This is a genomic window from Sphaerochaeta halotolerans (assembly GCF_003429665.1).
Taxonomy (GTDB): domain Bacteria; phylum Spirochaetota; class Spirochaetia; order Sphaerochaetales; family Sphaerochaetaceae; genus Sphaerochaeta; species Sphaerochaeta halotolerans.
The window spans coordinates 103,412-126,988 of sequence record NZ_QUWK01000001.1; the positions used below are offsets into that span (position 1 = coordinate 103,412).

23 protein-coding genes are annotated in these 23,577 nt (G+C 42.9%); 3 read left to right on the forward strand and 20 right to left on the reverse strand.

All coding sequences use genetic code 11. The features are described 5' to 3' along the window. Positions 1-63: 63 nt before the first annotated feature. Positions 64-918, forward strand: coding sequence for an aldo/keto reductase (locus DYP60_RS00475; protein WP_117328904.1), 855 nt, complete (start codon positions 64-66; stop codon positions 916-918). 2 nt (positions 919-920) lie between these two features. Here DYP60_RS00475 and DYP60_RS00480 read toward each other — a convergent pair whose 3' ends face one another. The 10 genes from DYP60_RS00480 to DYP60_RS00525 form a co-directional block, all read right to left on the reverse strand. Beyond that, the gene (locus DYP60_RS00480; protein ID WP_117328905.1) at positions 921-1,694 is read right to left on the reverse strand and encodes a hypothetical protein; all 774 of its coding nucleotides are present in this window, start codon (positions 1,692-1,694) and stop codon (positions 921-923) included. Positions 1,695-1,700: 6 nt separating this feature from the next. Then, positions 1,701-2,948 carry a cation:dicarboxylate symporter family transporter gene (locus tag DYP60_RS00485; RefSeq protein ID WP_117328906.1) on the reverse strand — a complete coding sequence of 416 codons (1,248 nt, stop codon included), beginning with the start codon at positions 2,946-2,948 and terminating at the stop codon, positions 1,701-1,703. 51 nt (positions 2,949-2,999) lie between these two features. Continuing rightward, positions 3,000-6,341, reverse strand: a complete 3,342-nt coding sequence (locus DYP60_RS00490; protein ID WP_240622800.1) for an alpha-amylase family glycosyl hydrolase — start codon at positions 6,339-6,341, stop codon at positions 3,000-3,002. Between the two features lie 279 nt (positions 6,342-6,620). Further along, positions 6,621-7,259: a histidine phosphatase family protein gene (locus DYP60_RS00495; RefSeq protein ID WP_165849454.1), complete on the reverse strand. Its 639-nt coding sequence runs from the start codon at positions 7,257-7,259 to the stop codon at positions 6,621-6,623. A 203-nt stretch (positions 7,260-7,462) separates the two neighbouring features. After that, positions 7,463-8,005: a GNAT family N-acetyltransferase gene (locus tag DYP60_RS00500; RefSeq protein WP_117328908.1), complete on the reverse strand. Its 543-nt coding sequence runs from the start codon at positions 8,003-8,005 to the stop codon at positions 7,463-7,465. A gap of 68 nt (positions 8,006-8,073) precedes the next feature. Beyond that, the gene (locus DYP60_RS00505; RefSeq protein ID WP_117328909.1) at positions 8,074-9,024 is read right to left on the reverse strand and encodes a carbohydrate kinase family protein; all 951 of its coding nucleotides are present in this window, start codon (positions 9,022-9,024) and stop codon (positions 8,074-8,076) included. Positions 9,025-9,121: 97 nt separating this feature from the next. After that, complete coding sequence (locus DYP60_RS00510) at positions 9,122-10,405, reverse strand: ABC transporter substrate-binding protein (RefSeq protein ID WP_117328910.1); 1,284 nt, start codon at positions 10,403-10,405, stop codon at positions 9,122-9,124. A gap of 44 nt (positions 10,406-10,449) precedes the next feature. Continuing rightward, positions 10,450-11,292 (reverse strand): carbohydrate ABC transporter permease, encoded by an 843-nt coding sequence (locus DYP60_RS00515; protein ID WP_117329110.1) that lies wholly within the window; start codon positions 11,290-11,292, stop codon positions 10,450-10,452. 65 nt (positions 11,293-11,357) lie between these two features. After that, entirely contained in the window at positions 11,358-12,269 is a 912-nt protein-coding gene (locus tag DYP60_RS00520) for a carbohydrate ABC transporter permease (RefSeq protein ID WP_117329111.1), read from the reverse strand. A 72-nt stretch (positions 12,270-12,341) separates the two neighbouring features. Then, positions 12,342-13,535, reverse strand: coding sequence for an SIS domain-containing protein (locus DYP60_RS00525; protein WP_117328911.1), 1,194 nt, complete (start codon positions 13,533-13,535; stop codon positions 12,342-12,344). 177 nt (positions 13,536-13,712) lie between these two features. On the opposite strand from DYP60_RS00525, the gene DYP60_RS00530 reads away from it, so the two are divergent. Further along, positions 13,713-14,474, forward strand: a complete 762-nt coding sequence (locus tag DYP60_RS00530) for a DeoR/GlpR family DNA-binding transcription regulator (protein ID WP_117328912.1) — start codon at positions 13,713-13,715, stop codon at positions 14,472-14,474. Between the two features lie 50 nt (positions 14,475-14,524). Here the strand turns inward: DYP60_RS00530 and DYP60_RS00535 are convergent, their stop codons facing one another. From DYP60_RS00535 to DYP60_RS14700, 3 genes are all read right to left on the reverse strand, one after another. Beyond that, positions 14,525-15,829, reverse strand: a complete 1,305-nt coding sequence (locus DYP60_RS00535; RefSeq protein ID WP_117328913.1) for a class II D-tagatose-bisphosphate aldolase, non-catalytic subunit — start codon at positions 15,827-15,829, stop codon at positions 14,525-14,527. A 133-nt stretch (positions 15,830-15,962) separates the two neighbouring features. Next, positions 15,963-16,196: an iron chaperone gene (locus DYP60_RS14410; RefSeq protein WP_276308948.1), complete on the reverse strand. Its 234-nt coding sequence runs from the start codon at positions 16,194-16,196 to the stop codon at positions 15,963-15,965. Positions 16,197-16,507: 311 nt separating this feature from the next. Further along, positions 16,508-16,681, reverse strand: coding sequence for a diguanylate cyclase (locus DYP60_RS14700; RefSeq protein WP_117328914.1), 174 nt, complete (start codon positions 16,679-16,681; stop codon positions 16,508-16,510). A 58-nt stretch (positions 16,682-16,739) separates the two neighbouring features. Between DYP60_RS14700 and DYP60_RS14785 the strand changes: the two genes are divergently transcribed. Continuing rightward, the gene (locus DYP60_RS14785) at positions 16,740-17,069 is read left to right on the forward strand and encodes a hypothetical protein (RefSeq protein ID WP_117328915.1); all 330 of its coding nucleotides are present in this window, start codon (positions 16,740-16,742) and stop codon (positions 17,067-17,069) included. Between the two features lie 31 nt (positions 17,070-17,100). Here DYP60_RS14785 and DYP60_RS00555 read toward each other — a convergent pair whose 3' ends face one another. The 7 genes from DYP60_RS00555 to DYP60_RS00585 form a co-directional block, all read right to left on the reverse strand. Next, complete coding sequence (locus DYP60_RS00555) at positions 17,101-17,529, reverse strand: secondary thiamine-phosphate synthase enzyme YjbQ (RefSeq protein ID WP_117328916.1); 429 nt, start codon at positions 17,527-17,529, stop codon at positions 17,101-17,103. Between the two features lie 4 nt (positions 17,530-17,533). Next, positions 17,534-18,379, reverse strand: a complete 846-nt coding sequence (locus tag DYP60_RS00560) for an amidohydrolase family protein (protein ID WP_117328917.1) — start codon at positions 18,377-18,379, stop codon at positions 17,534-17,536. A 39-nt stretch (positions 18,380-18,418) separates the two neighbouring features. Beyond that, positions 18,419-19,366: a sugar kinase gene (locus DYP60_RS00565; RefSeq protein ID WP_117328918.1), complete on the reverse strand. Its 948-nt coding sequence runs from the start codon at positions 19,364-19,366 to the stop codon at positions 18,419-18,421. A 34-nt stretch (positions 19,367-19,400) separates the two neighbouring features. After that, complete coding sequence (locus tag DYP60_RS00570) at positions 19,401-19,736, reverse strand: cupin domain-containing protein (protein ID WP_117328919.1); 336 nt, start codon at positions 19,734-19,736, stop codon at positions 19,401-19,403. A 128-nt stretch (positions 19,737-19,864) separates the two neighbouring features. Then, entirely contained in the window at positions 19,865-20,863 is a 999-nt protein-coding gene (locus tag DYP60_RS00575) for a sugar ABC transporter substrate-binding protein (RefSeq protein ID WP_117328920.1), read from the reverse strand. A 119-nt stretch (positions 20,864-20,982) separates the two neighbouring features. Continuing rightward, positions 20,983-21,930, reverse strand: a complete 948-nt coding sequence (locus DYP60_RS00580) for an ABC transporter permease (protein WP_117328921.1) — start codon at positions 21,928-21,930, stop codon at positions 20,983-20,985. A gap of 33 nt (positions 21,931-21,963) precedes the next feature. Continuing rightward, complete coding sequence (locus DYP60_RS00585; protein ID WP_165849456.1) at positions 21,964-23,460, reverse strand: sugar ABC transporter ATP-binding protein; 1,497 nt, start codon at positions 23,458-23,460, stop codon at positions 21,964-21,966. Positions 23,461-23,577: the final 117 nt, after the last annotated feature.

Genomic DNA, 23,577 nt, shown 5'->3' on the forward strand with positions numbered 1-23,577 from the left:
AGTTCTACGCTCTGATGAAACAGGGGCTTCATGCCCCTGTTGTGTTTTTAGAAGGAGGAAACGATGGAATACAAAGCATTCGGGAAAACCGGCCATACCTCTAGTAGGGTGCTTTTTGGGGCTGCTGCTTTTGGGGAAGTGAGCCAAAAGGAAGCTGATGAGACGTTGGCTCTCCTGCTCGATAATGGGATCAACCATATCGATACCGCAAGGAGTTATGGTGAGGCTGAGCTACGAATAGGCCCTTGGATGAAAAAACATCGATCCTCGTTCTTCCTCGCTTCAAAAACAAACAAGCGTACCAAGGAAGAGGCACTGGAGGAGTTGAAACAGACCCTTAAGCGCCTCCAGACCGATCACCTTGATCTATGGCAACTTCACTACCTTGTAGAACCGGATGAGTGGGAAACCGCGATGGGTGAGGGAGGAGCTTTGGAAGCTGCCATCGAAGCAAAGGAACAGGGATTGGTTCGTTTCATTGGAGTAACCGGACACGGTGTTGGGGCTCCTTCAGCACACCTGAAGAGTCTGGAAGTCTATGATTTTGATTCAGTTCTTCTGCCCTACAACTACTCCATGATGCAGAATTCGTTGTATCGGGAGCAAGCTGAAAAGCTCTTCCATGTATGCAAGGAGAGGAGTATTGCTGTGCAGACCATCAAGAGCCTTGCGAGGGGAGAACTTGGAGACAAGGAGAAGCTCTATGCTACTTGGTATGATCCTCTTACCGATGAGGCTTCCATCCGAAAGGCTGTACACTGGGTTCTTTCCAATGAGCAGGTCTTCCTGAACAGTACCGGTGATATCCATATACTGCCCCATATTCTCAAGGCTGCGCAGGAGCCGATCAGGAAGCCAAGCGATAAGGAGATGGAAGTTTTGGTTAAGCAAGAGGGAATAACACCGTTGTTTAGCTAAATCTACGTCCAGATGTGGTACGTTCTGGTAACCAGGATCAGGGTACTTGTCCCAGCAACATAGAGCAAGAGACCGAGGAAGTTATACAAGGTGTTCTGGCTTATGGTTACCATGGCGTTTCCTATGATCATCAAGATAAAAGCCAGACAGCGTGAAAAATTCTGTCTGCTGAAATGTTCCTCGAACATGGCAATCAGAAATGTGGCCACTGCCAGTACATTGATCAGCACGCAGATTCCCAAAAATAGGCTGTTCGTTACCTTTGCCTCCCAAAGATAAGAGGGACTGTTGACTGATACCGGTACAAGGATGGAGAGCATCAAGGCACTGGCGGCACCAAAAAAGGAGTACTGCCAAAGCTTGGTTGGATTGATGGTCTGCTGGAAAATCCCAGAGGCAAGAAATAAGAATGAAGAAAACAGCAGTGAAAAGTGGTAGATAACAGAAATAGTCCTCGCTCTGATGATGAAAATCTGCGTGAGAGTCTGATACGCTGGTAGGATTTTTACATTGCCCAGGCTGATCGTTAGAAGCAATAAAGGAAGAACCAGTGCCTCAGCCCCAATGTTTGCCCTATAGAAAAAACAGAGCAACAGTGCGGCAATTACGGTAACCCAGAGATGGATCAAGGATGGCAGTAGATGTGATTGAGCTGTGGACCAGATGCCCTGTTGCAGTTGTAATGAGCTCACCATCGCATGGATAATTGCAATTGAGAGCAACAGGGTAATTACTGTTTGAATTCCCAGAAATATGAAGCGTAGATTCTTTCCCATGGTGTCTTACTGGATATCCCGGTAGGCACTCTCAAGCAGTACCCCCATCCTGTGACAGGTATATGTTGCCCCAAAGGCAGCAATGTAGGAGTCAATGAGTATCCCCAGCCCGTTGAGTATCGGCATGAGGGCAATCAAGGTCATCTCCGCACCATAGAGGTCAATTTTCAGGAATTGCAAGGCTATGATGGAAATGAAAAAAACTTCATAACCGAGATATAAGGGGCTGGCAAAGGAGAACATGGCACTTGAAAGTGCAACTATGAGAATGACCTTGTCTGATGGCATCGCTGCTGTTGCAGCATACAACAAGCTGAGGATGCTCAAGGTTGCAATCATAGCTGACCCCCCCCTGCCAATTAAGGTATAAAGGGGGAAGGCTGTTGCACTAACTCGTTTCTGGCATCCGAGGTTATGTCTGGAAAGTGGAATGCTGATGGGACTGGAAAAGAAGATGCTTCCGGTAAACAACGCCGCTAACGCTGGAGCAAGCATCCGGTAGAGCACTTGGTAGGGGTTCACCTTAAAACGAGTGGCTATGGCAAAAAGCAACGGAAGTACCAACAAAAGCACTGCAAACGTGGAACCGAGAAGCATCAAAAGGAACCTTCCTGCAACAAAGATGGTTCCCTCTTGTTGTAGGTGGCTGAACCAGTAGGATGCGCTGAAGAATACAAAAATATGGCCCAAGATTGCAAAGGTACGAGAAAGACGGAACATTGTCTCACTCAAGGAGTTCATTGTCACATAGGCGGGACGAATCACCTCAACGTTAGGTTTTAAGAAGTATCCGAAGACCAACGCAATGATGATTACTGGAAGCAGGAAACTTTCAGCACTTGCCAATGTATAGAACGGATTGATGGGAAGCAAGGATTCAAAAAGCGTAGACAATGACTGGGGGGCAATGGCTGTAAGTGAGGTTGCATCAGTGCCCGCACTGCTACTTGCAGGGAAGTAGGTGGGGAATACCCTGAACACAAGTGCCCCAGAGAGGGCGAGCAACAGTGTGGAGAATAGACTCCAGAGGATGGTTGTCCGACTGAAGACAAATCCTTTGCTATCCTTTCTCAAGGAAGCTATTCCCGAAGAAAATCCAAAAAATACCAAGGGAATCAAGACAAAACCACCCAGCTGTACCAATAGGGCAGTAATGGTGTACATCAGCTGCTGAAAAACAGTCGAATCCCCGAATAAAAGGGTTGCAGCCAGCGCCAAGGCTGTTGCAGCTAAATAACTAATCCACGTCTTCATAGTTTCCAAGAGTATCTTAACAACTCTGGCAAGTCAATCAAACTATAAGGATTACCCTAAAAGCCGATCAAGTTTATAGAGTGCTTCCGTCTCTGCATCCATCAAGGTTCTTACATACTCCTGTGCATTAGGGATTTTCTTGTGAATTGCAAGGGAGAGAGCGGAAAGATAGATGATCTCTTGCATTGCCTCCTTTGTGTACCATGTCACCCCTTGGTGTTCGTTTATCTGGGCGTATGCTCTGAGAGAAGGGTCTTCAAGCAGTGTGGACAGAATCTGTTTTGGGTCATCGGCTTCATCGTCAATCATGTTTGCACTGGCTGCAAGGATAGCTGCGCTATGGCAAGCCTTTCTCGCAAGTTCATGTTCAAAACCAGCTTCACACAATTGTTTGGAGAAGAAACGGGAGAGCAATAGCTTGTCACTTGCAATCATTGCATCACTCACCGTTGCCTTTTCGCTGAGGAATGGCTTCAGGAAAAGTGCGGCAGCCATTACAGATTCCATCTCATCAAGAATCATGGTCCCCTGCAAAAAGAGTCTACTCTCTTCACTGCTGAAGAGCGTACATATTCTCTGGATTTCTTCAAGCATAGAACTTGGGCTAATTTCCTTAGGAAGGGAAGGCAGGGACTTTCTTGCTTCAGGGTGTAGATTTTCCACCACTGCAGTGAGGTGTGTATAGGCTTCTGCAAGCAAAAGAATAAGGGTACGTTCTGTCTTGCTGGTTGCAGTTCCACTCAAAATTCGTTTGATTTGTTTGAAGAAGGAGGGAGAGAGTAAATGGTCCATTGCCTTGTAGACTGGTTTGAGCCGTAAGGCAAGAATCTCCTGGTCAAAGTTTGCAATACCTGAGTCTCCCCTCTGTTCATACAGGGCGGAGTAGACTCCATCAGAGTCTTCTACTTCCCGTATGTTGAGGTATACCTTTGTTTCGAAACCACGGAGGTGGACAAAGCATCCTTCATCAAAGACTTTCAAGGAGGGTTTCATGTAGGTAAGCCCATCGGTGAATGAATCAGTGATAACGTACCGTCTTCCTCCCACTGTCAGATTCAGGGCTTCAGCAAGGCTGACTTCTTCAAAATGTTTCTCACCATTTGTTTTTCTTACTTTGGGGGCAGATGCCTTAATCCAACCTTCCACTGCTTCATACTGGTTGTTGTACTGAACCATGACCCGCTCATGTTCTGTTCCATTCACATAGCAGAATGCTGACTGTTGCACGTTCCCATCTCGATAGAGATCGAACAGTTGGAAATAATCAACACAACTGAAAAGGTAGCGTTTCTTCAGGAGCGGGAAAATTCTCTTATGGTGTTCTTCAATTAAATATTGGTTGGGTTTTTCATTCCAATATGCACGACGGTACTCCATCCCGTACTTTTCCCGGTATCCCTCAACCTGTCCATGCCCAAACATGGGAAGTCCCGGCATGGTTACAAGCAGGGTACAGACTCCAAAGTATTTGTCTCCATCTCCAAACTGGGTGATTGCAGTCTCTTCATCAGGATTGTTCATGAAGTTCACGAACCGTTTGAGAATCTCAGGGTCAAAATTGAGCGTATTCTTTATGGTCTCGCGGTACTTCTGGTTTTCTTGATTCTTGAGCATATTCATGAATGCACTGTTGTACACACGGTGCATTCCCAGTGTGCGGACAAAGTATCCTTCCATCATCCAGAATGCTTCTGCAAGCAACAACGTGTCGGGAAGCTCTTCATTGATCCTGTCCACCACTTCTCTCCAAAACTCCTGGGGGATTCTGCGGTTGAATTCAGCTTCATCCATGCCATACTGAGCTCGTCCTGCAATATCGCCTCCGTGCCCCGGTTTCGGGTACCAGAGTCGTTGGATGTGTTTCTTTGCCAAAGTCATTGCAGCATCGAAGCGGATGATGGGGAAGTTGCTTGCAACATGCTTAATCTGTTGATATACAGCCTCACGGGTTACCGGGTTGAGAAAATCCAACTGGGCAGTATCGTTCCATGGCATCGAAGTACCATCATTGCCATGGAAGATGTATGTTGTTTCCCCGTTTCTCAGATCCCTTCTTCTGAAGGCCACTGCAGCATCACTACGATCGTAGTAGTGGTCTTCAAGCTTGATCTCAATATCGGGGTTCGGAGAAAGGTTTGGACCATCATAGGTGTAAGAGGGGAATGGCGGATAACTCTGCTGGACAAAGTAGTCGCTATGTTCAAAAACCCAGTCACCATCGATACCACAATGGTTGGGAACCATATCACTGGCGAGTCGAATCCCTCGACTTGCACACCGTTGACGCAGGTTGTCCAAGGCAGGCCATCCTCCGATGGCCTGTGCAATCTCATAATTTTTCAATGAATACGCTGAAGCTTCTGCATCGGGATTTCCACAAAGGTTCTTGATTTTCTTGCTGGCAGTACTCCTTTCCCACAGTCCAATAAGCCAGAGAGCGGTAAAGCCCCTGCTTGCGATCAGATCAAGTTCTCGGTCAGGGATTTTGTCCAAGGTGTCGATGGGGTATTCATACTCTTTGGTCAGTTGGTCAAGCCATACGAGGGTGGATTTTGCTAACATGATGACATTGGGCATCCAATTTCGGTCAGCAGTGAATGCCTCATACTCCTGATCAAAGAGTGTGTAGTCCGGTACGACCATAACCGGAGTTCCTCCATCTCCAGCGAAGTGAGGCTTTTCTTCTTCCTTTACCACATCCATGGCTTTCAAGAGTAATTCCTTCAGACCTTGGGGAATCAGTTCCCCCCATGCCTCGATGATGTAGGAGATTTGATTGATCAAGGAATCAGGATAGAGTTTTGCCGGCCGAGTAAGGAAGGAGAAGATATCATCGTCACTATTGGTCATTGATGCACTGGAAAGGGTATATCCTCCCATTAAGGCAGTGACAGCTTGGGCGGCCTTGGGGAAAGAGAGCCCTTCTGGGGCAAGGAATGGCTTACTTGCCTTCATAAGTGCAGGATTTTCCTGCATGACTTGATGAATAAAATAGCCCCTAAGAGACTCCTCGTAGAAGTAATCCAGTGGCAGACCTTGTTCGACCAAGAGGGGGGAAGGAAACTCCTTCATGTAAAAAGCAAGTACTTCCTGGGCAGCATGGTTCTTGTTGACTAATGTGACCAAGCGGGTAAAGAAATCAGGTTCATTGTAGCTTAGGTAATGGGAAAGAACACTCTGATAGAGTAGGTGCAAGACGGCCGAAGCATGGAGTTTTGCCGGAGAAACCCAGTCATTTCCTCCCTTTGCTTTTACTTTTGTGTTGTAAAGGTAGGCGAGTTCAGTTGCCTGCTTATAGAGATCTCCAAGGTCGGCATCTGACGGAAATAACGCTGGAAAAAAATCAATTTCAGTCCTTGTACGAACTGAAATGCGAAAATCACGTGTAATCAAATCACGCCTCCCTAAGGGTGGTTGTGTCTCAAGTATAACACGAGTGGCCATGATTGTAACCACACTTTATTGGGGATTACCCGCTGTTAACTGTCTAACAACATTCTTCGAAAACAGAGCCTTTGTATAACAAACCGTTTCCGCACTTGCATAGCGGGTGGTTTTATGTTTCGTACGCTTCGCGTACTCAACTGTCTAAAGACATCAATCATTCAGCCTGCCAACCGGCAGGCTGTTTGATGATTATCGATTAACATGATGATTGAAGGAACAGGTGGATCAAACCCGGTTGTTTCTGTAGTCGACGTCGTCGAACAGATGTGTTGCGATGACATGGCTATTTTCGACTCCTCTAAAGTCAACTTCCCACATCTCTCCATTTTTTGGAATATGCTCGGGATATTCAGGAAACGTATTTTCAAGCAAACCCCGAATAATCCGCATGGTCACAGCATGGGTTACGATAAGACAATCGGAACCGTCAACGGATAAAGCTGAGAAGAATGATTCTACCCGAGCTGCAATCTCTTCATAGGTTTCTCCTAATGGAGGACGCCATTCCCATCGTTTCGTTCTGTTATTCTCATAGCGTGGATCGGATTCCACATCGCTATATGTTCTTCCCGCAAATACCCCGATGTCATGTTCAACCAACCGCTCATCGACAATGATTGGGGTTCCTTTTGAGATTACGAATGGGATCGTGGATTGCAAGGCTCGAATCAGTGGTGAACAATAGACAATTTGAGGTCTATATTCTCGAAGAAAGCGGGAAGCGACGTTCTTCGCATCTTCGGCACCTCTAGGACTCAGGGGATAATCCTTTCTTCCTGCCAAGATGTGCTGGACATTCGCTTCACTTTCAAAGTGCCTGATTATGAATATCTTCACTTGTACCTCGATTACGAAAAGTATCATCAACATCATAAAAAATTGCAAGCAACAATTTGCAAGGTATGTACAGTACCAATCGAATGCACAGACAGGGTGCATCACCATCTTCCGAGTCGAAGGAATCGGTTTGCATCATACTTGGTTTGCTTCAATGCATATATGCAAAAAATATAATACGTTGTTAAATAGCAGTGTCAATTTTCTACGTTTCGCAGCAAAGTACTTATCTACCAATCAGGACCATTGAGATAATATGGGCCTTCGGGTGGTCCAGTTTTTGTAAACGGGTAAAAATAGAGGTGGTCGTGGATAAACTTCCGTTGTTGAACCTCCCCGGAACCATACTTGACCTTCAACGAAACATCACCCATCCTTTTCCATCCCAATCGAGTATAGACATGTTCAACCTTTGTTCTAGCGAACAGGAGTCCAAAATTCAAATCCACTCCTTTCAGATACTCCAACAGTTCGGTGAACAACACATCCACCAAGTGTTTTCCACGGTGGGAAGGAACAACATACACGTTCTGCAAACCGAAGATCCTATAATCATTACCATCAACCTGAATCGAGCGAATCGCTACACCAAGATGGGCTATCGGATCATCATTGTCCATCCCCACAACAGTGATATCGGAGGGAACATCGTTCCATCCCCGGGAACGGGAGAAGTAATCTGTTTGATGGGGAAAGCAGAGACAGAGGTTATGTTTGATCCTCATATCCATTATCGGTGTGATTTGATTCTCATGTAATATCATTATGTTCATAGAGTCACTTCTTACTTTGCAATCGTCAAAATAGTGAAACCTGCTTTAGAAACCAGTACTTGTTCTGGTTAGCTGGACTTAGTTCCTGCATCCTTCAGTTTCTCAACAGCTGGGAGAGTGAATTTTGAGGAATATCCCCCGGTAAACGTACACGCAAGGGCTCCTCCAGCTTGAGATAGTGTCATAGCTCCATCGAAATCGTAATTTGCAACTAATACGGCATATAGGAATGTGGCTGCAAGGCTGTCTCCAGCACCTGTCGTATCTGTTATCGATTCCACATCACAAGGAGGGTAGATTCGCCCTCTCGCAAAAGCACCTTTCTTTCCCATCTTTATTATCGGTGAAGGTGTTTTTGAAAGAAGAAAGTTCCAAACATGGTCAACCGATTTCAAGACCTCTCCATGTGCACCCAGTCTCGAAGCAATCGACCTGGCTTCGTCTTCATTGATCAGCAGCCAATCGACATGTGGCAACCATCTCTCGATATAATCCCATCTCTCGGTTGCATCCCATTGTGTATCGAGCGAAACGGTAAGATGATTCCTTTTTGCATGTAAAAGAATTTCTTCAATTCTTGGAAGGAATTTTTTGGTCCCATATATACCTGAAAAATGAATATGACGATATTTTCCCATGGTTTTCAAGATTGTATCCGTCTCATCGACGTCCAACAATGAACCTGGATAGGTTATTTGGGTTCGATTTCTCCCTTGGATGATATTTACTGTCAGACCTGTTTTTTTATGTGGATCCATACGAAGGAGGTCCACTCCTACCCCTGCCTCGGCCAAGGCGTCCCTCACTGTTCCACCATTCGTATCATCACCAAGTAGTCCGCAGAAATCGCAAGAGCCGCCAAGACGGGCAAATGCAGCTGCTGTAAGTGTGCAAGAGCCTCCGAGAGTCCATTCACACTCATCACAAAAGACCTCTTTGTCTTCCTGCAATCCGTTCTCCAAATCAGAAAGAAGCAAATCTAGATTAGCATCTCCAACAAACAATACGTCTTGAGACATCCCCGAACTCCTATTCATGGTTGACTAGTCAAAAGTGGCCTAGTTTCTTGCGGGAACCATGCCACTTCGATATTGCTGAATCTGTAACCGGCAAACCTTACTTCAAGGTCTTCCCGTTATACTCTCTACCCTCTAAGAACTTTGCAATCTCGTCGGCAGCTTCCGCCGGGGTTCTGCTCCCCTGGAACATCTGCTGTACAACAACAATGGTCTTTTCCACAAGTTCATCATACCACGAAACCAAAGGAAGCGCCCGGGCAACTTCAGACTGTGCGCCGAACTGGATCCAGTGCGGATATTTTGCCAACAATTCGGGATCTTCATAAGCATCGGAGAACATAGGTAAGCTACCGATTTGCAGTGATCGTTCCTTGTCCTTCTCAGCGGAAATCATATACTCGATGTACTTCCAAGCAGCATTTTTATTCTCACTGGTCTTCGGAATGGCAAACGCCTCAGGCAGGGTCAATGTAGCTTGGACATCGGTTGTCTTTCCAGGCAACCAAGACGCGACTTCAACTTGGCCGACCACGGACGACATTGAAGGATCATTCGCATAACTATAGGTGCTTGGTGGACCTTGGAAGAAGAATGCGGAAGAACCTCTATAGAACAAATCCGCCGCTGCTTCTTGCGAAAGGGTAATACTCGAAGGATTGACGATCTTGTATTCCTTCAGTATATCGAGCATGAACTGGAGGGTCTCGATCCCTTCTGCGTCGTTTATCGTGATATTCCCGTCTTCATCGAAGTAGTTTGCACCAAAACTATATAGATAGAATGCAATAGAGTTGGCCAATGCCCATTCTTGATTCCAGTATTCTGCCATCGGATACTCGGAAATTCCAGCGGATTTCAACTTGGATGACTGTTCAACCACCTCGGCCCAAGTTTTGGGAGCCTCTTTGATACCGGCTTTATCCAACATCTCCCTATTGTAGAAGAAGAATCTGGTATCGTTGTTCCAACCAACTCCGAGAATATCGCCATCTACGGTGAACGTATTAAGAATTCCTGGCAAGAGGCTGTCGAAATACTCATCGGTTCCATACGAATTCAATGGTTCCAACCATCCGGTCGCAACGAATTTTTCAACCCAACCATTATCAAATTCAATGACATCATAGGTAGAGCCACCCGCTGACAGGTCAATCATCACCTTGGTCTGAACTTCATCCCAAGACATTTGTATGAATTCGACCTGGATACCTGTCTCTTCCTCGAACTCTCGGGTCTGTTTTTCCCAAAGACCATCCAAGTCCATTTCATGCCTTGGCATGATTACAGTAATCTTCTCTTTTTCCTGCTCTGAAGAACCTGCGGCAAATACCAGGCCTCCTATAAGAACAAGAGCAACTAACAAAAACGTAAACCTTTTCATAAACCTTCTCCTTCCCTCACGGGTTGTTATTTGAATAACCGCCGTCAACCCTTAACTGATCCGGCAGTTAGTCCTTGCACAATATATCTTTGAAATACTATGGCTAGTAAAACCGGAGGAATGCTGGCAACGACACCGGCAGCAGCCATAGCTACATAATCAACACCAACCTTACTCGAGTATTCACTGATCACCACACTGATGGTTTTCGATCTGGTCGTGGAACTGAGAATCAAGGCTGAGAAGAATTCATTCCAGGCAATGATGAACGCAAAGATTCCACTTGCAGCCAATCCTGGTTTTGAAAGTGGAAGTATAATCCTGAAAATCGTACCGAACCGAGAACATCCATCAATCCTTGCCATTTCTTCCAGACTCCATGGAATAGAAGAAAAGTAGCTTCGCATCAACCAAATGACCAGAGGCAGAACGAACGCACAATCGGCAAGCACCAATGAGAGAAGCGTATTCAACAGACCTAATCGATTCATGATGATGTAAATGGGAATGATCAGAACAATCATGGGCATGACTTGGGATAACAGGATAAAGGAAAAAAGAACATTCTTTCCTCTGAACCGCAATCTTGTGAAGGCATAAGCAGCCAGCGATCCTGCGAATAGACAAAACAGAGTTGCCGAAACAGCTACTACCACACTATTTCGCAATCCAATCTTCAATGAGGCGTTGACACCAGTCTCTGCAACCAGCATTTCCTGATAGTTCTTGAGATTCAGAACCTCGGGAACCCACTTCAGCGGCACAGTTGTCAATTGTATTCTTGTGGAGACACTGCTGATGACCAACCATAAGAATGGCACGACAATACTTGCCAGTACAATAAGAACTCCAATATATACAAAGCTTTGTCGAAACTTCCTATTCATTTTCATTGCAACCATCACTTTCCTCACTCAAATAGATCGAAAAGACTTTACGGACAAGTACTTTCTCAACTTTCGACATCGATACCCACCTTGAGACTTCTCATATAGAAATAGGCCAGAATAATTGTTAATAATGTAAGAAGATATGCTAATGCTGAACCGTATCCGAAATTCAGAAATTTGAATGTGTTCTGATAAATATAATATGAGAACATATTCGTGCTGTTCGCCGGGCCACCTTTCGTGATGATATAAATCAAGTCAAACTCTTTTAGCGCCCAGATTGTCTTGATAATAACCAAGGTTGTGATAATCGGTTTGAGCATCGGAAAGGTTATACTTCTAAACTTCCTGAAACTTCTTGCACCGTCGATGGAAGCGGCTTCATACAATTCATGTGGAATCGACTGCAGAGCGGCGATAACAAGAATGACCGCTACCGGTGTTTCTTTCCAAATATTCGCGAACACTACAATCGCAAATGCTGAAATCGGTTCTCCCAACCAGATTCTATATGTTTCCAAGAAGCCTATTTGTGAAAGGAAAGCATTGAATGCTCCATAGTTCGCATCGAATATCCATTTCCACATGATACCGTTGACCACATAGGGCAAAGCCCAAGGAAGTATCACTACGCCGCGGGCGAATCCTCGCCCCTTGAATTTCTGGTTGAGCAACAATGCTATTGCTACTCCCAGAAAAACTTCTGTCAATACTGTCGAGACTCCAAAGATTGTAGTTCGACCTATGGATGACCAGAAGAGAGGATTCTTCAGTGCTTCAACGAAATTCCTGAATCCGATGAAACCTCCGCTATCGGGGTTTGTCAGCTTCAAATCGGTGAAACTCAGAGCCAACGAAGTACCCAACGGAAATATCAGGACACCAAAAATGACCACCAGCGCAGGAATCAGCAAAATAATTGCCAATACCGATTCTCTTTCGAAAAGTTGTGAATTTATTTTGAAACTTTTCATATCAGCAATCCTCATTCATCGGTTTAATGGTATGATTACTCTTTACACACAATTCCTTTATCCCACTACCCATCAAAACGATCCGTCGGGAACTGGGTAGGGATAGATACGAATCCCTTCGACAACTCTATTGATAATTCCCTTTGGAGACGGATAGTCGGGATCCAATCCTTTTACCATTGAAACATAGAATCCAATCATTTGGCCAAGAAGCACTGTGATGATGGACAGGAATCCATCGGAAATCGGAGCGGAAGCATTCAACTCTACCACCACATCCGCGAAATCTTCGAAATCACTCTTGTCATCGGCGATCACAACCACCATTTTCCCCAGCTTCTTCTTTTTGATTTCTCGTAGGATATCCAATTCATATTGTTTCCGATAAGCGTTCGATGAACTTGTGAGCACAACGATACTTTGATCGTCGATGGATGCCATGAACCCATGTCGTAATCCCAACGTGTCCGATGCATATGCTACGATAGAACCACCACTAAGTTCCTGCACCTTCAAATGAGCTTCCAAAGCACCCCCGAAATACGGTCTTGATGCGATGAAATAGATTCTGGCGAAATCTTCGTTCGATATCCGACGGGCAACTTCATCGAACTTTCCCAGAATATGCTGGCCGAGTTCGGATAGTGCATCGACATCAGCTCTGCTACTGGTAATATTATCTTTATCGATGTACTGCAAAAGTAATCCTGCAAGAACCATTGAAGTGAAGGAAGAAGTCATTGCCAAGCCCTTGTCATTGGTCCCTTCGGGTAGATTCAGAACATATCCCTTTGAACCCATGGCTCCAACAATCTTGGCCAGTTCTCCTTTCGGATTGCATGTGATGGCGAGATGCTTCACGTTGCCTGCACATAGCTTCTCAGCCAAATCGACCGCTGCTATCCCTTCAGGACTGTTACCGGATCTTGCGAATGACACTAGGATGAATTCCTGTTTGGGAAATACCGATTCGGGATCCATGACGATATCTGTGGAACTTACAGCTTCGGCATAGGGAAAAACTTTTCTCAACATCGGAGCAACCGAAACACCGACAAAATGTGAGCTGCCGGCACCAGAGAGTACCAAGCGGGGATTATCACCTAGCAATGCTTTTAGTTGCGTCGATGCTTTGTTGACACATTCCCATGTTTCACGCCACATGGTCGGTTGGCTAAGGATTTCCGAAGCAGTATGTATATATCCGGAGCGTTCCGCCCCTGCTTTTCCAAGAAGTTCTTCCAATCCAGTCAGTGTCTTTTTCATACAACCCTCTCAACGTAAGATGCCTATATTTTGAAAGCAATTCAATCATTTGTCAATGTGTTTTTACAAATATTTGATTGTTTTTGATTTTATTTTAATTGGAAAAATCATATATTGAATCATAATCGATTACGGTCTATTATTTAGCAGTCTATTATTAAAAAGTAGAGGACCACGATGATACGAGAAAAACGTTTTGAACTTATACAGAGTGAACTCGCCAAAAAGGGAATCGTTGATGTAGATGAGTTGACTATCGTCTTGGATGCTTCGAGAGCAACTGTAAGAAGAGATTTGGATGCCCTGAACAAGATTGGTGTTTTAAAACGGACACATGGTGGAGCACGTTCCATCGACTCCGAGGAGGAACTACCTTTTCACACGAAAGTCATGGCAAATATCCAAGAAAAAAGGGCTATTGGAATCACTACAGCCGAATGTATACCCGAAGGCAGCGTTGTCGGTTGCACGGGCGGGACAACTGTCATGTCGATTGTAAAGCATCTGAAAGAGAAACAAATCACTGTTGTCACCAACGCAATCAACATTGCAATGGAACTTGCATCCTCAAAATCGGTCGAGATTGTGGTTTCTGGGGGAACACTCCGTTCCCGGTCTTATGAGATGGTTGGGCATATCGCCGACAGAACACTATCTGAACTCAATCTCAGCATTGCCTTGATTGGCGTCGATGGAATCGACATGGAGCGGGGTATCTCCACATATACCATGCAAGAAGCGCACGCTGCTGCATTATTCATACACCAAGCAAAGGAAGTCTGGGTTGCGGCAGACCATAGCAAAATGGGCAAGGTGGCACCAGCTGTTATATCCCCCCTATCCAAAGTCACAAAACTTTTTACCGATAGTGGAATCGATTCTTCGATGCGAAGGAAAATAGAAGCTACCGGGATAGAAGTAATAATCGCCGATCTCTAGAAGGAATCAGCGATCGAATCGAAACCGACTAGGTTTTAGCTATCGAGTTGTCATCCACAAGCATTCCTGTAGGTATCAAGAACCAACTGAATGTGTCGATATATAATGTCATCCAAATCCACCGAAAGTTTTCCTTCCATGATCTCAAGATATTCGATGGGCAAGTATTGGCTCAACAAGGATCGAGGTATTTCAATCGATTTCAAATTGTTTCGAAGCAACTGGACTGCATCCTTGATTTTCGGTTGTTCCCAATAATACCGTACCCGATCACTGTAGCTATATGCCATGGTGAGCGGTAGATCCGGCCCTTCTGCATAGTAATTTTTCCAGTATTGCGGATTTTCCACCATAACTTCCTCGATGGTTTTCCGAAGGGTTGAAATCTTTGTGAAATCCTGCTTGCCGGCAAGTTCCTTTTCGATAGATTCCAGCGCGAATAAGACTTCACGATACGCATACGTTACCCAAGGACCGACCTTAAGTATGCAGCAATGGTCTTCCACCAAGCATGACAAGGCTCCCTCCGTCTGGTAATCGGTCGAGTGTGCTTCACAGACGAGAGAATCATATTTGGCTAGTGCCTGATGCAATTCGTGTGCCTTGTCCGGATCATACATAACCACCGTGTCATCTCCGAACTCAACACCAGGTTGTATGACCAAGCCTACCACCCTGTCCCATGCCGATTCGAGACCATTATTCACGAAGACTTCCCGGGTGACAGTAATTGTTTTGACTGCTGCTTCCGGTTCAGTGGGATTGACTCCGTGGTGATTGGAGGTCATTCCACCCGGAATAGGAACCTCGGTTCCGATGATGTAACAGGGAGGTTCTCCCTTGTTGTCCAAAGCGCTCCAAGTTTCCTCTGCCACTTTACATAACCTGGCAGCTCGTTCAGCGACTATCTTGTCGTCAAGCGGTTTGCTTCTATCACCTTTGTCATCCTTGCAGAACATGCTTGCGTCCAGATGAATCTTCCTGAATCCTGCCACCACATACTGACGGATCATTTCACATGCTTTTTCCATAGCGATTTCGGCATTCTCGTTCTTCCACATATTGGGACCAAGATGGTCTCCACCAAGAAGAATGCGGTCAAACGGATAATCAGTGCCTTTAGCCAACCTACGTATGTAATCATAAAAGTCTACGGGTCTCATACCGGTGTAACCACCGAATTGATTTACTTGGTTGGATGTCGCTTCAATCACAAGCAGATAGTCATTACGTTTCGCATGGAGGAGTGAAGCCTCTAGTACAACTGGGTGTGCACTACAGATACTGAATACCCCAACCCGCTTATTATCGTGTTTGTTTGAACGGACCAAATCCATGAACTCTCTAACAATCATAAAGGCCTCCTAATAATATCTGGGATTGAAGGAAAGGTTGGAGTCACTATACAAGAAAATCATATCATACAAAAGAGACATAATCTGCCATCAGAATAGAGAGGTGATATGGTATTCAACTATTGATACCCAACTATATGCCGAGCACTTCCTTCATCCGGAAAATCACGATATTGCGGATCAACTCCACGGGTAGCGGTTTTTCCAATGGAAACTGAATCGTGCCTTTCGACCTCTTGTACTGTCCAAGCTCATCCTTGAAAGCCTCCACACCCGATGGAGTCGAATAGAATCCGATATGGTTTTTCAAAGCCGCGAAGTACACGAGATTCTTCTTCAAGAAGAACGCAGGCATTCCATAGCTGATCTTCTCGGTAGCTTATGGCACTGCTCCCCGTATGATCGAATACATCTCGACCAAAACTGGCTGGACACTGGGATTGCATTGTTCAATATGCATCGATAGTGGAAATCTATTGTTTCGCATCATCTTTCATACCATGCTCCTTCGGTTGGTTCAGATGTTAGGATTGGGTTCCTCGTGGACCGCAATCCTACCCTTTCCATGTACTTTCGCTGTATAAAGCGCCCTGTCGGCAAACTCCATGGTCACGTGTTCATCCATACCGAATTCCCACGCGACCAGTCTGATGCTCACAGACACCGGCTTTCCTTCCATTATATGCAAAGGTCCCACTCCGTCAAGAATCCTACGTGCGAACGTGCGACATGATAGGCTTGCTTGACGGTAGTATCGGGAAGCAGGACAGTAAACTCATCGCCTCCATAGCGGGAACAGACATCGATTGCCCTGGCGTGTTCACGGATCGTCTGGACAACCTGGATGAGCACCGAGTCACCGAAGGGTAATCAAGGAAAAAACTCCTTACCCAATTAGAGAAAAAACTCCTTGACATTCACATTCTGTGACCTGAACAGCCTGCCCGTGGTACAGCTCAAGGCTGGAATAAAGGGTTGTGAGGCACGTGGACGGTACAACCTGCAGAAGATCAACAACCTGCACAGTCGCCTGAAGGGCTTGCTGGCTCCCTTCAGGGGTGTCTCGACGAAATACCTCGACAACTATCTCGCCTGGAATGGGTTTGAGGCTGAGAACCCCGGTGTGGACCGTCTTGATCTGAAAACCTTGTTATCGGACAAGCTGCAGAAACTCGGCAAGTGCTCCACATATCAGGAAATATTCCATAAGCCACCATTGCCATTCCCTGCTGCGGGGTAGCGATTCAATACTCTTCGAAAACAGAGCCTATTTATTCACCAATTATTTCTACAAATACCATTCTTTCTTGCGGTCCGTCAAACTCCATAAGAAGAATGTCTTGAGCTGCCCCCATTTGCATCTTACCTTTACGTAGAGGGAACATGCAACTATTGCCAGTAAGAATACTTCTTAAGTGTCCTGGAGCATTTGCAGAGGTTCTTCCGTATGTTGGTAAAAAGTGAGCATGAGCATATTCTTCATCATCTTTGACTAATCGTCTAAGTAACACTTCTAAATCACTCACTATACATTCCAAGGGCTCAGTGACAAGAATCCCTGTACTGGTATGAGATGTTATTACTGAGATAATTCCATCAGATATCTTTGATTTTTTTATAATTTCTTTTACTTGCTCTCCGATATATTTAACATCGTAATCGTCATCAGTAAGTATTGTTAAGTCATAATGTTCAACCATTGCTTCACCTTCCTAAAAATCTTAGAGCGTTAGTTCCAAGTATTTTCTTTTTATTTTCTTCTCTTAAATGAAGTACATCCAAAGCTTCTATCATTCTTTTTTGTTCAATTCTTGGGTAGTTAGATCCAAACATTACTCTGTCTGCTAACATCCTATCTATCCAGTAAGGACCAAGTTGTGTATTGAATGTTGTATCGAAGAATTGCTTTGGAGAATCAAAATATAAGAGTGAGGTATCTGCAAAGATATTCTCATATTTTAATAGCAACATGGCTGTTTCCATAACCCAGGGCCATCCAAAATGAGCTAAGCAGATTCTAAGTGTTGGATATTTAATTGCAACCTCTTCAAAATTTAGTGGGTGAGAATTCTTGCTTGGTGCATTTTTTAACCATGTCATGCCAGAGTGGAACATAATTGGTTTATTGTATTTTACACACACTTCATATATTTTATCCATTTTCTCATCATTGGGAAAAAAACCTTGATTTGATGGGTTTAAATTTAATCCACTAAGCTTCATAGTAACGAAAGCATGGATTAACTTTTCAACTGCATCATCACAGTTTGGATCGACACTTGCAAACCCTATGAACCTTTCTGGCACTAAATCTACCAACTTTCTAACTTCTTCATTTGATACAATTGTGTCACCATATCGACTTCTTATGTCTTCTGGCAATATTACTGCTTTGTCTATACCGGCAGCATCTAATTGTTTTGTTACTAGTTCAAGAGGCCAAACGTGTTGTTTATAGAGAAAGAAATGTTTTCTTCTAAATTCGACTCTACTTGGATCATCACTAATTTCTCTGATAAATCCAGGATATGCATGCATATCTATAACCATTATAATCTCCCTGTATTCGCATAACAACTTTGTTATTTGTTAATGCGTAGTTGTTCTTTCTTGTTCCTTAAGAAATAGTTCTACTTCTTTTTTTGTACTAGCTCCTTCCATAGGTCCTTTATTCTTCACCGATAGTGCCCCTGCTGCATTAGCGAACCTTCCTGCATCATACAAGCTCATTCCATCCCCTATTGCTGTTACAAACCCTGCACAGAATGTGTCTCCTGCACCGGTGGGGTCGACCTCTTCAACTTTGAATGAAGGTATTTCTAACATTTCATCTTTATGAAAGACAATACACCCTTTTTCACCATTTTTGAGAATGACAGTCTTTCCCTGCTTTGCCCATTCTTTACATCCACTTACATCATCTTTCAATCCTGTAAGCATACTTGCTTCAGTTGCACTAGGGAAAATATATTCTGATCTTTTAATGATAGGCTCACAAAGGACTCTGATTTCCTCTGCAGATAAGACTTCTGGTCTAATATTTGGATCAAAACTTAAAGTAGTAGTAGATGGTAATTTTTCAATAAGTCTCTCTACAGCCTTCTTGCAGTGATTATTCACAGCTAATGTAATTCCTGTAACATGGAGCCAATCAAACTCTGTAAGATCGATAGCATCAATATCTTCTTCTGTGATCATACCCGCTGCTGAGTGTCTCCAGTGGTATAAAAATTGTCTGGTGCCGTCTCCAAAGTATGCAACAAATGCAGTTCCTGTTGTGTATCCCTCTTTTACTTTAATCACAGATGTATCTACACCACTTTCTTGTAATCTATTTACAATACAATCACCAAATCCATCGTTACCGACAGTTCCAATAATTGTACATTCATTTCCTAATTTAGCAGCTTCATTTATAAATATTGGAGTATCCCCACTAGGAAATGGTCCAACAAAGCTGTGAGATTCTGTAAAAGGTTCATCAATATTCTTACGCATTATTTCAACAAGTAATCCACCAATTGTAAGTAATTTCATGCAACCTCCTTTTTGTTATTTTTAATTTTTTTATTTATTTTACAATTTGAAAATAAGTTAATTTCAATACTTCATCTTCTGTATTATGAACTACATGGGGAATTCCACGAGGCATCATAATGTAGCTCCCTGTATGGACTACTTGGGATTGGTTAAGGGAAGGAAATTCTATTTTTGCAATTCCTTGATAAACGAAAAACACTTCATCAGCGTCTTCATGGCCGCCATCATACCCCGCTTTTGAATAGGGAGGAAGTTCCAATTCTCCAGCAAGGAGCTGATCTGTTGCAATAATATCTAAAACTTTACCATCTCCAAAATCTCTTGATTCTTTATAGTTTGGGACAAGTTCTCTTTTGTACAATGACATAGTAGTAATCCTTTTACCCTCTCTCTTTTTAGAAGGTTTTCAAGTAAGTAGATAATAATCTAAAAGTAAATTTTGTAAGCAAAAGAATGGTTGGCTCTTAGTAAGAGCCAACCGAGTGTGAAATCAGTTTATCTATAAGCCTTTAATAATTCAGCTCTTTCTTCAACTACTTTCATGTAATCTTTCACACTATCTCTTGTAACAAGAGTGATAGTTGTTGCAACTACTTTTTTGTCAGCTTCTTTACCGTTAATTGCATCAATAATGAGGTTCACAGCTGTTTCTCCAATATCGGTAGGAGTTTGTGCTACGAATGCCTCAAGAGTACTGTCAGCGCTTTGTAGTGCTTTAATAAAAGCAGGGTCATCATCAACACCAACTAATTGGAAATCAGTTCTTCCTGAGTTTCCTTGTGCTGCGACAAGACCAGCAAGAGTTGTTGCGTTTGAACCGTAATAGATATCAATTTCACCATTACTGTATGTGGTAAATGTGTCCTCTGCTAATTTTAGTGTGTCATCAACTGATAATTTGATTGGTTCTCTTTCGATTAATTCTACTGCAGGGTAGTCAGCTAGGACTTCTTTGAATCCAGCTACTCTATCACGCATTGAAGTAATTTTTGAGAATCCAAAAATAACAATTTTACCTTCTACGTTCCCATTTCTTTCTTTAAGTAGATCAACCGCATAATTACCAGCTAATTTACCAATTTCAATGTTGTTAGATGCAACGTGTGCATAAACGTCCCCTTTTGAAGAACCAACGTCCATTGTAACTACTGGAACGCCTGCATCATTAGCATCAAGCACAGCAGGTGCAATAGCGTCAGTATCAACAGGGTTTAGTAATAGACCGTCAATGTTTTTACTATTGAGCATGTCTTCAATCCCTGATAATTGAACAGAAACATCGTTTCTTCCATCTACATCAAATAATTCAATATTATTTTCTGCAGCATATTTTTTTACAGCAGCAAGCATATCTTGCATAAACTCGTGCTCGTACGTCATTAAAGATATCCCCAATCGCAATGTGTCTGATTCCTCTTTAGCACCTTGTGCTGAAAGAGAAAATGTAGATACCAATAATACAACTAAAATAAACATACCAATTTTCTTCATCATACTTTTCTCCTAAAATATTTTTTATAAAACTTACAATTATTAAACTTTTTACTGGAAAATTTTCTAAATTCTTTTACACTACCTCCTATCTAAAACTTTTTTAACAATTGTAAGAGTTATTATTTCTTTCTCTCATAAAGGCTTACTGCTAATACCAATATGATTCCTTTGAACACCTGCTGCCAGAATGAAGAGAGACCAAAGATATTAAAGCCATTTGTGAGGAATACAAGGAATAATCCTCCGATAACAGTTCCAAGAACAAATCCCTTACCACCACTAATACTCGTACCACCTAACACTGCTGCTGCAATGGCATCTAGCTCCAGACCATCACCCATTGTTGGCTGGCTCGAAGCGAGTCGCATTATCATCACCATTCCAGCTAATGCTGCACAGAATCCACTTATTGCAAATACGCTTAACTTAGTCCTAGAAATATGAATACCGGAAAGACGTGCACTCTCTGCGTTTCCACCAACAGCAAATATATGGCGTCCATAATTTGTTCTAGTGAGAATAAAAGCGGCTACTAGAACCAATACAATTGCAATTATTACAAGGATAGGGATTCCCATTACATAGTTTCGACCGATATAGAGGATTGAATCAGGAAGTTCATTTATAGGACGTGCATTACTATAGACAAGAGAGAGGCCACGAGCAGTAATCATCATAGCTAAAGTGGCTACAAATGATGGCACCTTTATATATGCTACTACTACTCCATTAACGGCTCCTAAAAAAGTTCCGAGTCCCAGTCCTAACGCAATAGCTAATGCAGGAGAGAGGCCATTACGAACCATAAGCCCTGCCATAATTGTACCAGAAAGGTTTGCAATAGAACCTACTGACAAATCAATCTCATTTGAAATTAGGACAAAAGTCATCCCAATAGCTACACACATTTGAACTACTGCTTGCCTAGATACTCCTGTGAAATTCCTTACTGAAAAGAACCCTTCAGCAAATATGCTGAAAAACAAAAGCATCGCTACAAAAGACAAAAGAATACTAAATTGAGGAAAAGATATTATTTTTCTTTTCAATTCTCTGATATTTGTCATCCCACTCTCCCTTATGGTTTCTACTATTTTTTATCACACATCATGTCGCCCAGAAGCGAGCTTCATTATTGTCTCTTGTGTTGAATTTGATGCATCTACTATCCCAGCCACTGTTCCTTCATAGACGACAAGAATACGATCACTCATCCCTAAAACCTCGGGTAATTCCGATGAGATTAAAATAATAGCAAGACCAGATTTTGCAAGTTCTACTATGATTCTGTGTAACTCTTCTTTTGCCCCGACATCAACGCCCCTTGTAGGCTCATCTAAGATAAGAACATCAATATCTCTTGCTATCCATTTAGCAAGAACTACTTTCTGTTGATTCCCACCACTTAAACCACCAATATTTTGCATTTTTGAAAAACACTTTACTTTCAGTTGCTCAATCATAGAATCGACGAATGTACGTTCTTTATCCTTAAGGACATAACCATATTTAGAAATCTTGTCTTCATTCGTGATACTCATATTATTTTTAATACTTGATTTCATATTAAGACCAAGAAGTTTTCTGTCTTCGGGTACATATGCTATTCTATTTTTCATAGCATCTGATGGGTGTTTATTTATGATTTTATTTCCATGAACTGTAATAGTTCCAGAGTCATGCTTCATGGCACCGAATATTGATAAGCAAATTTCTGTCCTACCAGAGCCAATAAGCCCCGCCATTCCAAAAATTTCACCCTTTCTCACATCAAAACTAATATCTTTAAACACTTTATCCTTTGTAAAACTCTCAACTTGAAGGACAGGTTCACCAAGGGCAAAATGCTCTTTAGGGAATAGTTGAGTTATTTCCCGTCCTACCATGGCTGAGATTAGCATATTCTCATCCACATCCTTTAAATTCCAATTGTTGATTAATTTCCCATCACATAAGACGGTAACTGAATTACAGATAGAGAAGATTTCTTCCATCCTGTGAGAGATGTAGACAATGGTCATTCCCTGTTTTTGAAAATTTTTGATGAGACTAAACAAATGCTCAGTGTCACTTAAGGAGAGAGAAGAGGTTGGTTCATCCATAATAAGAATAGTGGCTTTTCTTGATAAAGCTTTTGCTATTTCTACCATTTGTTGCTTTGCTATACTTAAATCTTTAATGAGTGCATCCGCTTTAATATCGATCCCATACTTTTTTAGCAATACCTCTGCTTTTTCGATCATCTGCTTCTTATGAAAAAGGATTGAACGCCCCTGGCCTACTCCTAAAAAGATATTTTCAGCTACTGTTAATTCATCTACAAGATTGAGTTCTTGATATATCATAGCAATACCATGTTTTATGGAATCCTCAGGGGATGTAAATATCTCTTTTTTTCCATTAATAAAGATTTCACCATCATCCATGCTTGTAGCACCAGATAAGATATTCATTAATGTAGACTTGCCAGCACCATTTTCTCCAACAAGAGCATGAACTTTACCCCTTTCAACTTCAAAACTTACATTGTCTAAAGCTGTTACACCTGGGTAGCGTTTAGTTACTGAATTCATTTTTAAAATCAAATCCTTTTCCAACCTATTACTCCTTGTATGAAACGGTAACATAGATGATAAAACTAACAATATGGACAGTTTAACAGAGTATAATAATCAAGTCAAATAATTTTTTTATTTTATTTTAAGTATATTTGA

What these genes read in the sequence shown, in the direction of transcription:
- DYP60_RS00485 (WP_117328906.1), bottom strand. Translation starts at nt 2,948, where the DNA reads ATGAAGACGTGGATTAGTTATTTAGCTGCAACAGCCTTGGCGCTGGCT.
- DYP60_RS00515 (WP_117329110.1), bottom strand. Translation starts at nt 11,292, where the DNA reads ATGAATAGGAAGTTTCGACAAAGCTTTGTATATATTGGAGTTCTTATT.
- DYP60_RS00475 (WP_117328904.1), top strand. Translation starts at nt 64, where the DNA reads ATGGAATACAAAGCATTCGGGAAAACCGGCCATACCTCTAGTAGGGTG.
- DYP60_RS00535 (WP_117328913.1), bottom strand. Translation starts at nt 15,829, where the DNA reads ATGATTGTTAGAGAGTTCATGGATTTGGTCCGTTCAAACAAACACGAT.
- DYP60_RS00520 (WP_117329111.1), bottom strand. Translation starts at nt 12,269, where the DNA reads ATGAAAAGTTTCAAAATAAATTCACAACTTTTCGAAAGAGAATCGGTA.
- DYP60_RS00575 (WP_117328920.1), bottom strand. Translation starts at nt 20,863, where the DNA reads ATGATGAAGAAAATTGGTATGTTTATTTTAGTTGTATTATTGGTATCT.
- DYP60_RS00580 (WP_117328921.1), bottom strand. Translation starts at nt 21,930, where the DNA reads ATGACAAATATCAGAGAATTGAAAAGAAAAATAATATCTTTTCCTCAA.
- DYP60_RS00510 (WP_117328910.1), bottom strand. Translation starts at nt 10,405, where the DNA reads ATGAAAAGGTTTACGTTTTTGTTAGTTGCTCTTGTTCTTATAGGAGGC.
- DYP60_RS00555 (WP_117328916.1), bottom strand. Translation starts at nt 17,529, where the DNA reads ATGGTTGAACATTATGACTTAACAATACTTACTGATGACGATTACGAT.
- DYP60_RS00505 (WP_117328909.1), bottom strand. Translation starts at nt 9,024, where the DNA reads ATGTCTCAAGACGTATTGTTTGTTGGAGATGCTAATCTAGATTTGCTT.
- DYP60_RS00495 (WP_165849454.1), bottom strand. Translation starts at nt 7,259, where the DNA reads ATGATACTTTTCGTAATCGAGGTACAAGTGAAGATATTCATAATCAGG.
- DYP60_RS00525 (WP_117328911.1), bottom strand. Translation starts at nt 13,535, where the DNA reads ATGAAAAAGACACTGACTGGATTGGAAGAACTTCTTGGAAAAGCAGGG.
- DYP60_RS00560 (WP_117328917.1), bottom strand. Translation starts at nt 18,379, where the DNA reads ATGGTTATAGATATGCATGCATATCCTGGATTTATCAGAGAAATTAGT.
- DYP60_RS00570 (WP_117328919.1), bottom strand. Translation starts at nt 19,736, where the DNA reads ATGTCATTGTACAAAAGAGAACTTGTCCCAAACTATAAAGAATCAAGA.
- DYP60_RS00500 (WP_117328908.1), bottom strand. Translation starts at nt 8,005, where the DNA reads ATGAACATAATGATATTACATGAGAATCAAATCACACCGATAATGGAT.
- DYP60_RS00565 (WP_117328918.1), bottom strand. Translation starts at nt 19,366, where the DNA reads ATGAAATTACTTACAATTGGTGGATTACTTGTTGAAATAATGCGTAAG.
- DYP60_RS00480 (WP_117328905.1), bottom strand. Translation starts at nt 1,694, where the DNA reads ATGGGAAAGAATCTACGCTTCATATTTCTGGGAATTCAAACAGTAATT.
- DYP60_RS00530 (WP_117328912.1), top strand. Translation starts at nt 13,713, where the DNA reads ATGATACGAGAAAAACGTTTTGAACTTATACAGAGTGAACTCGCCAAA.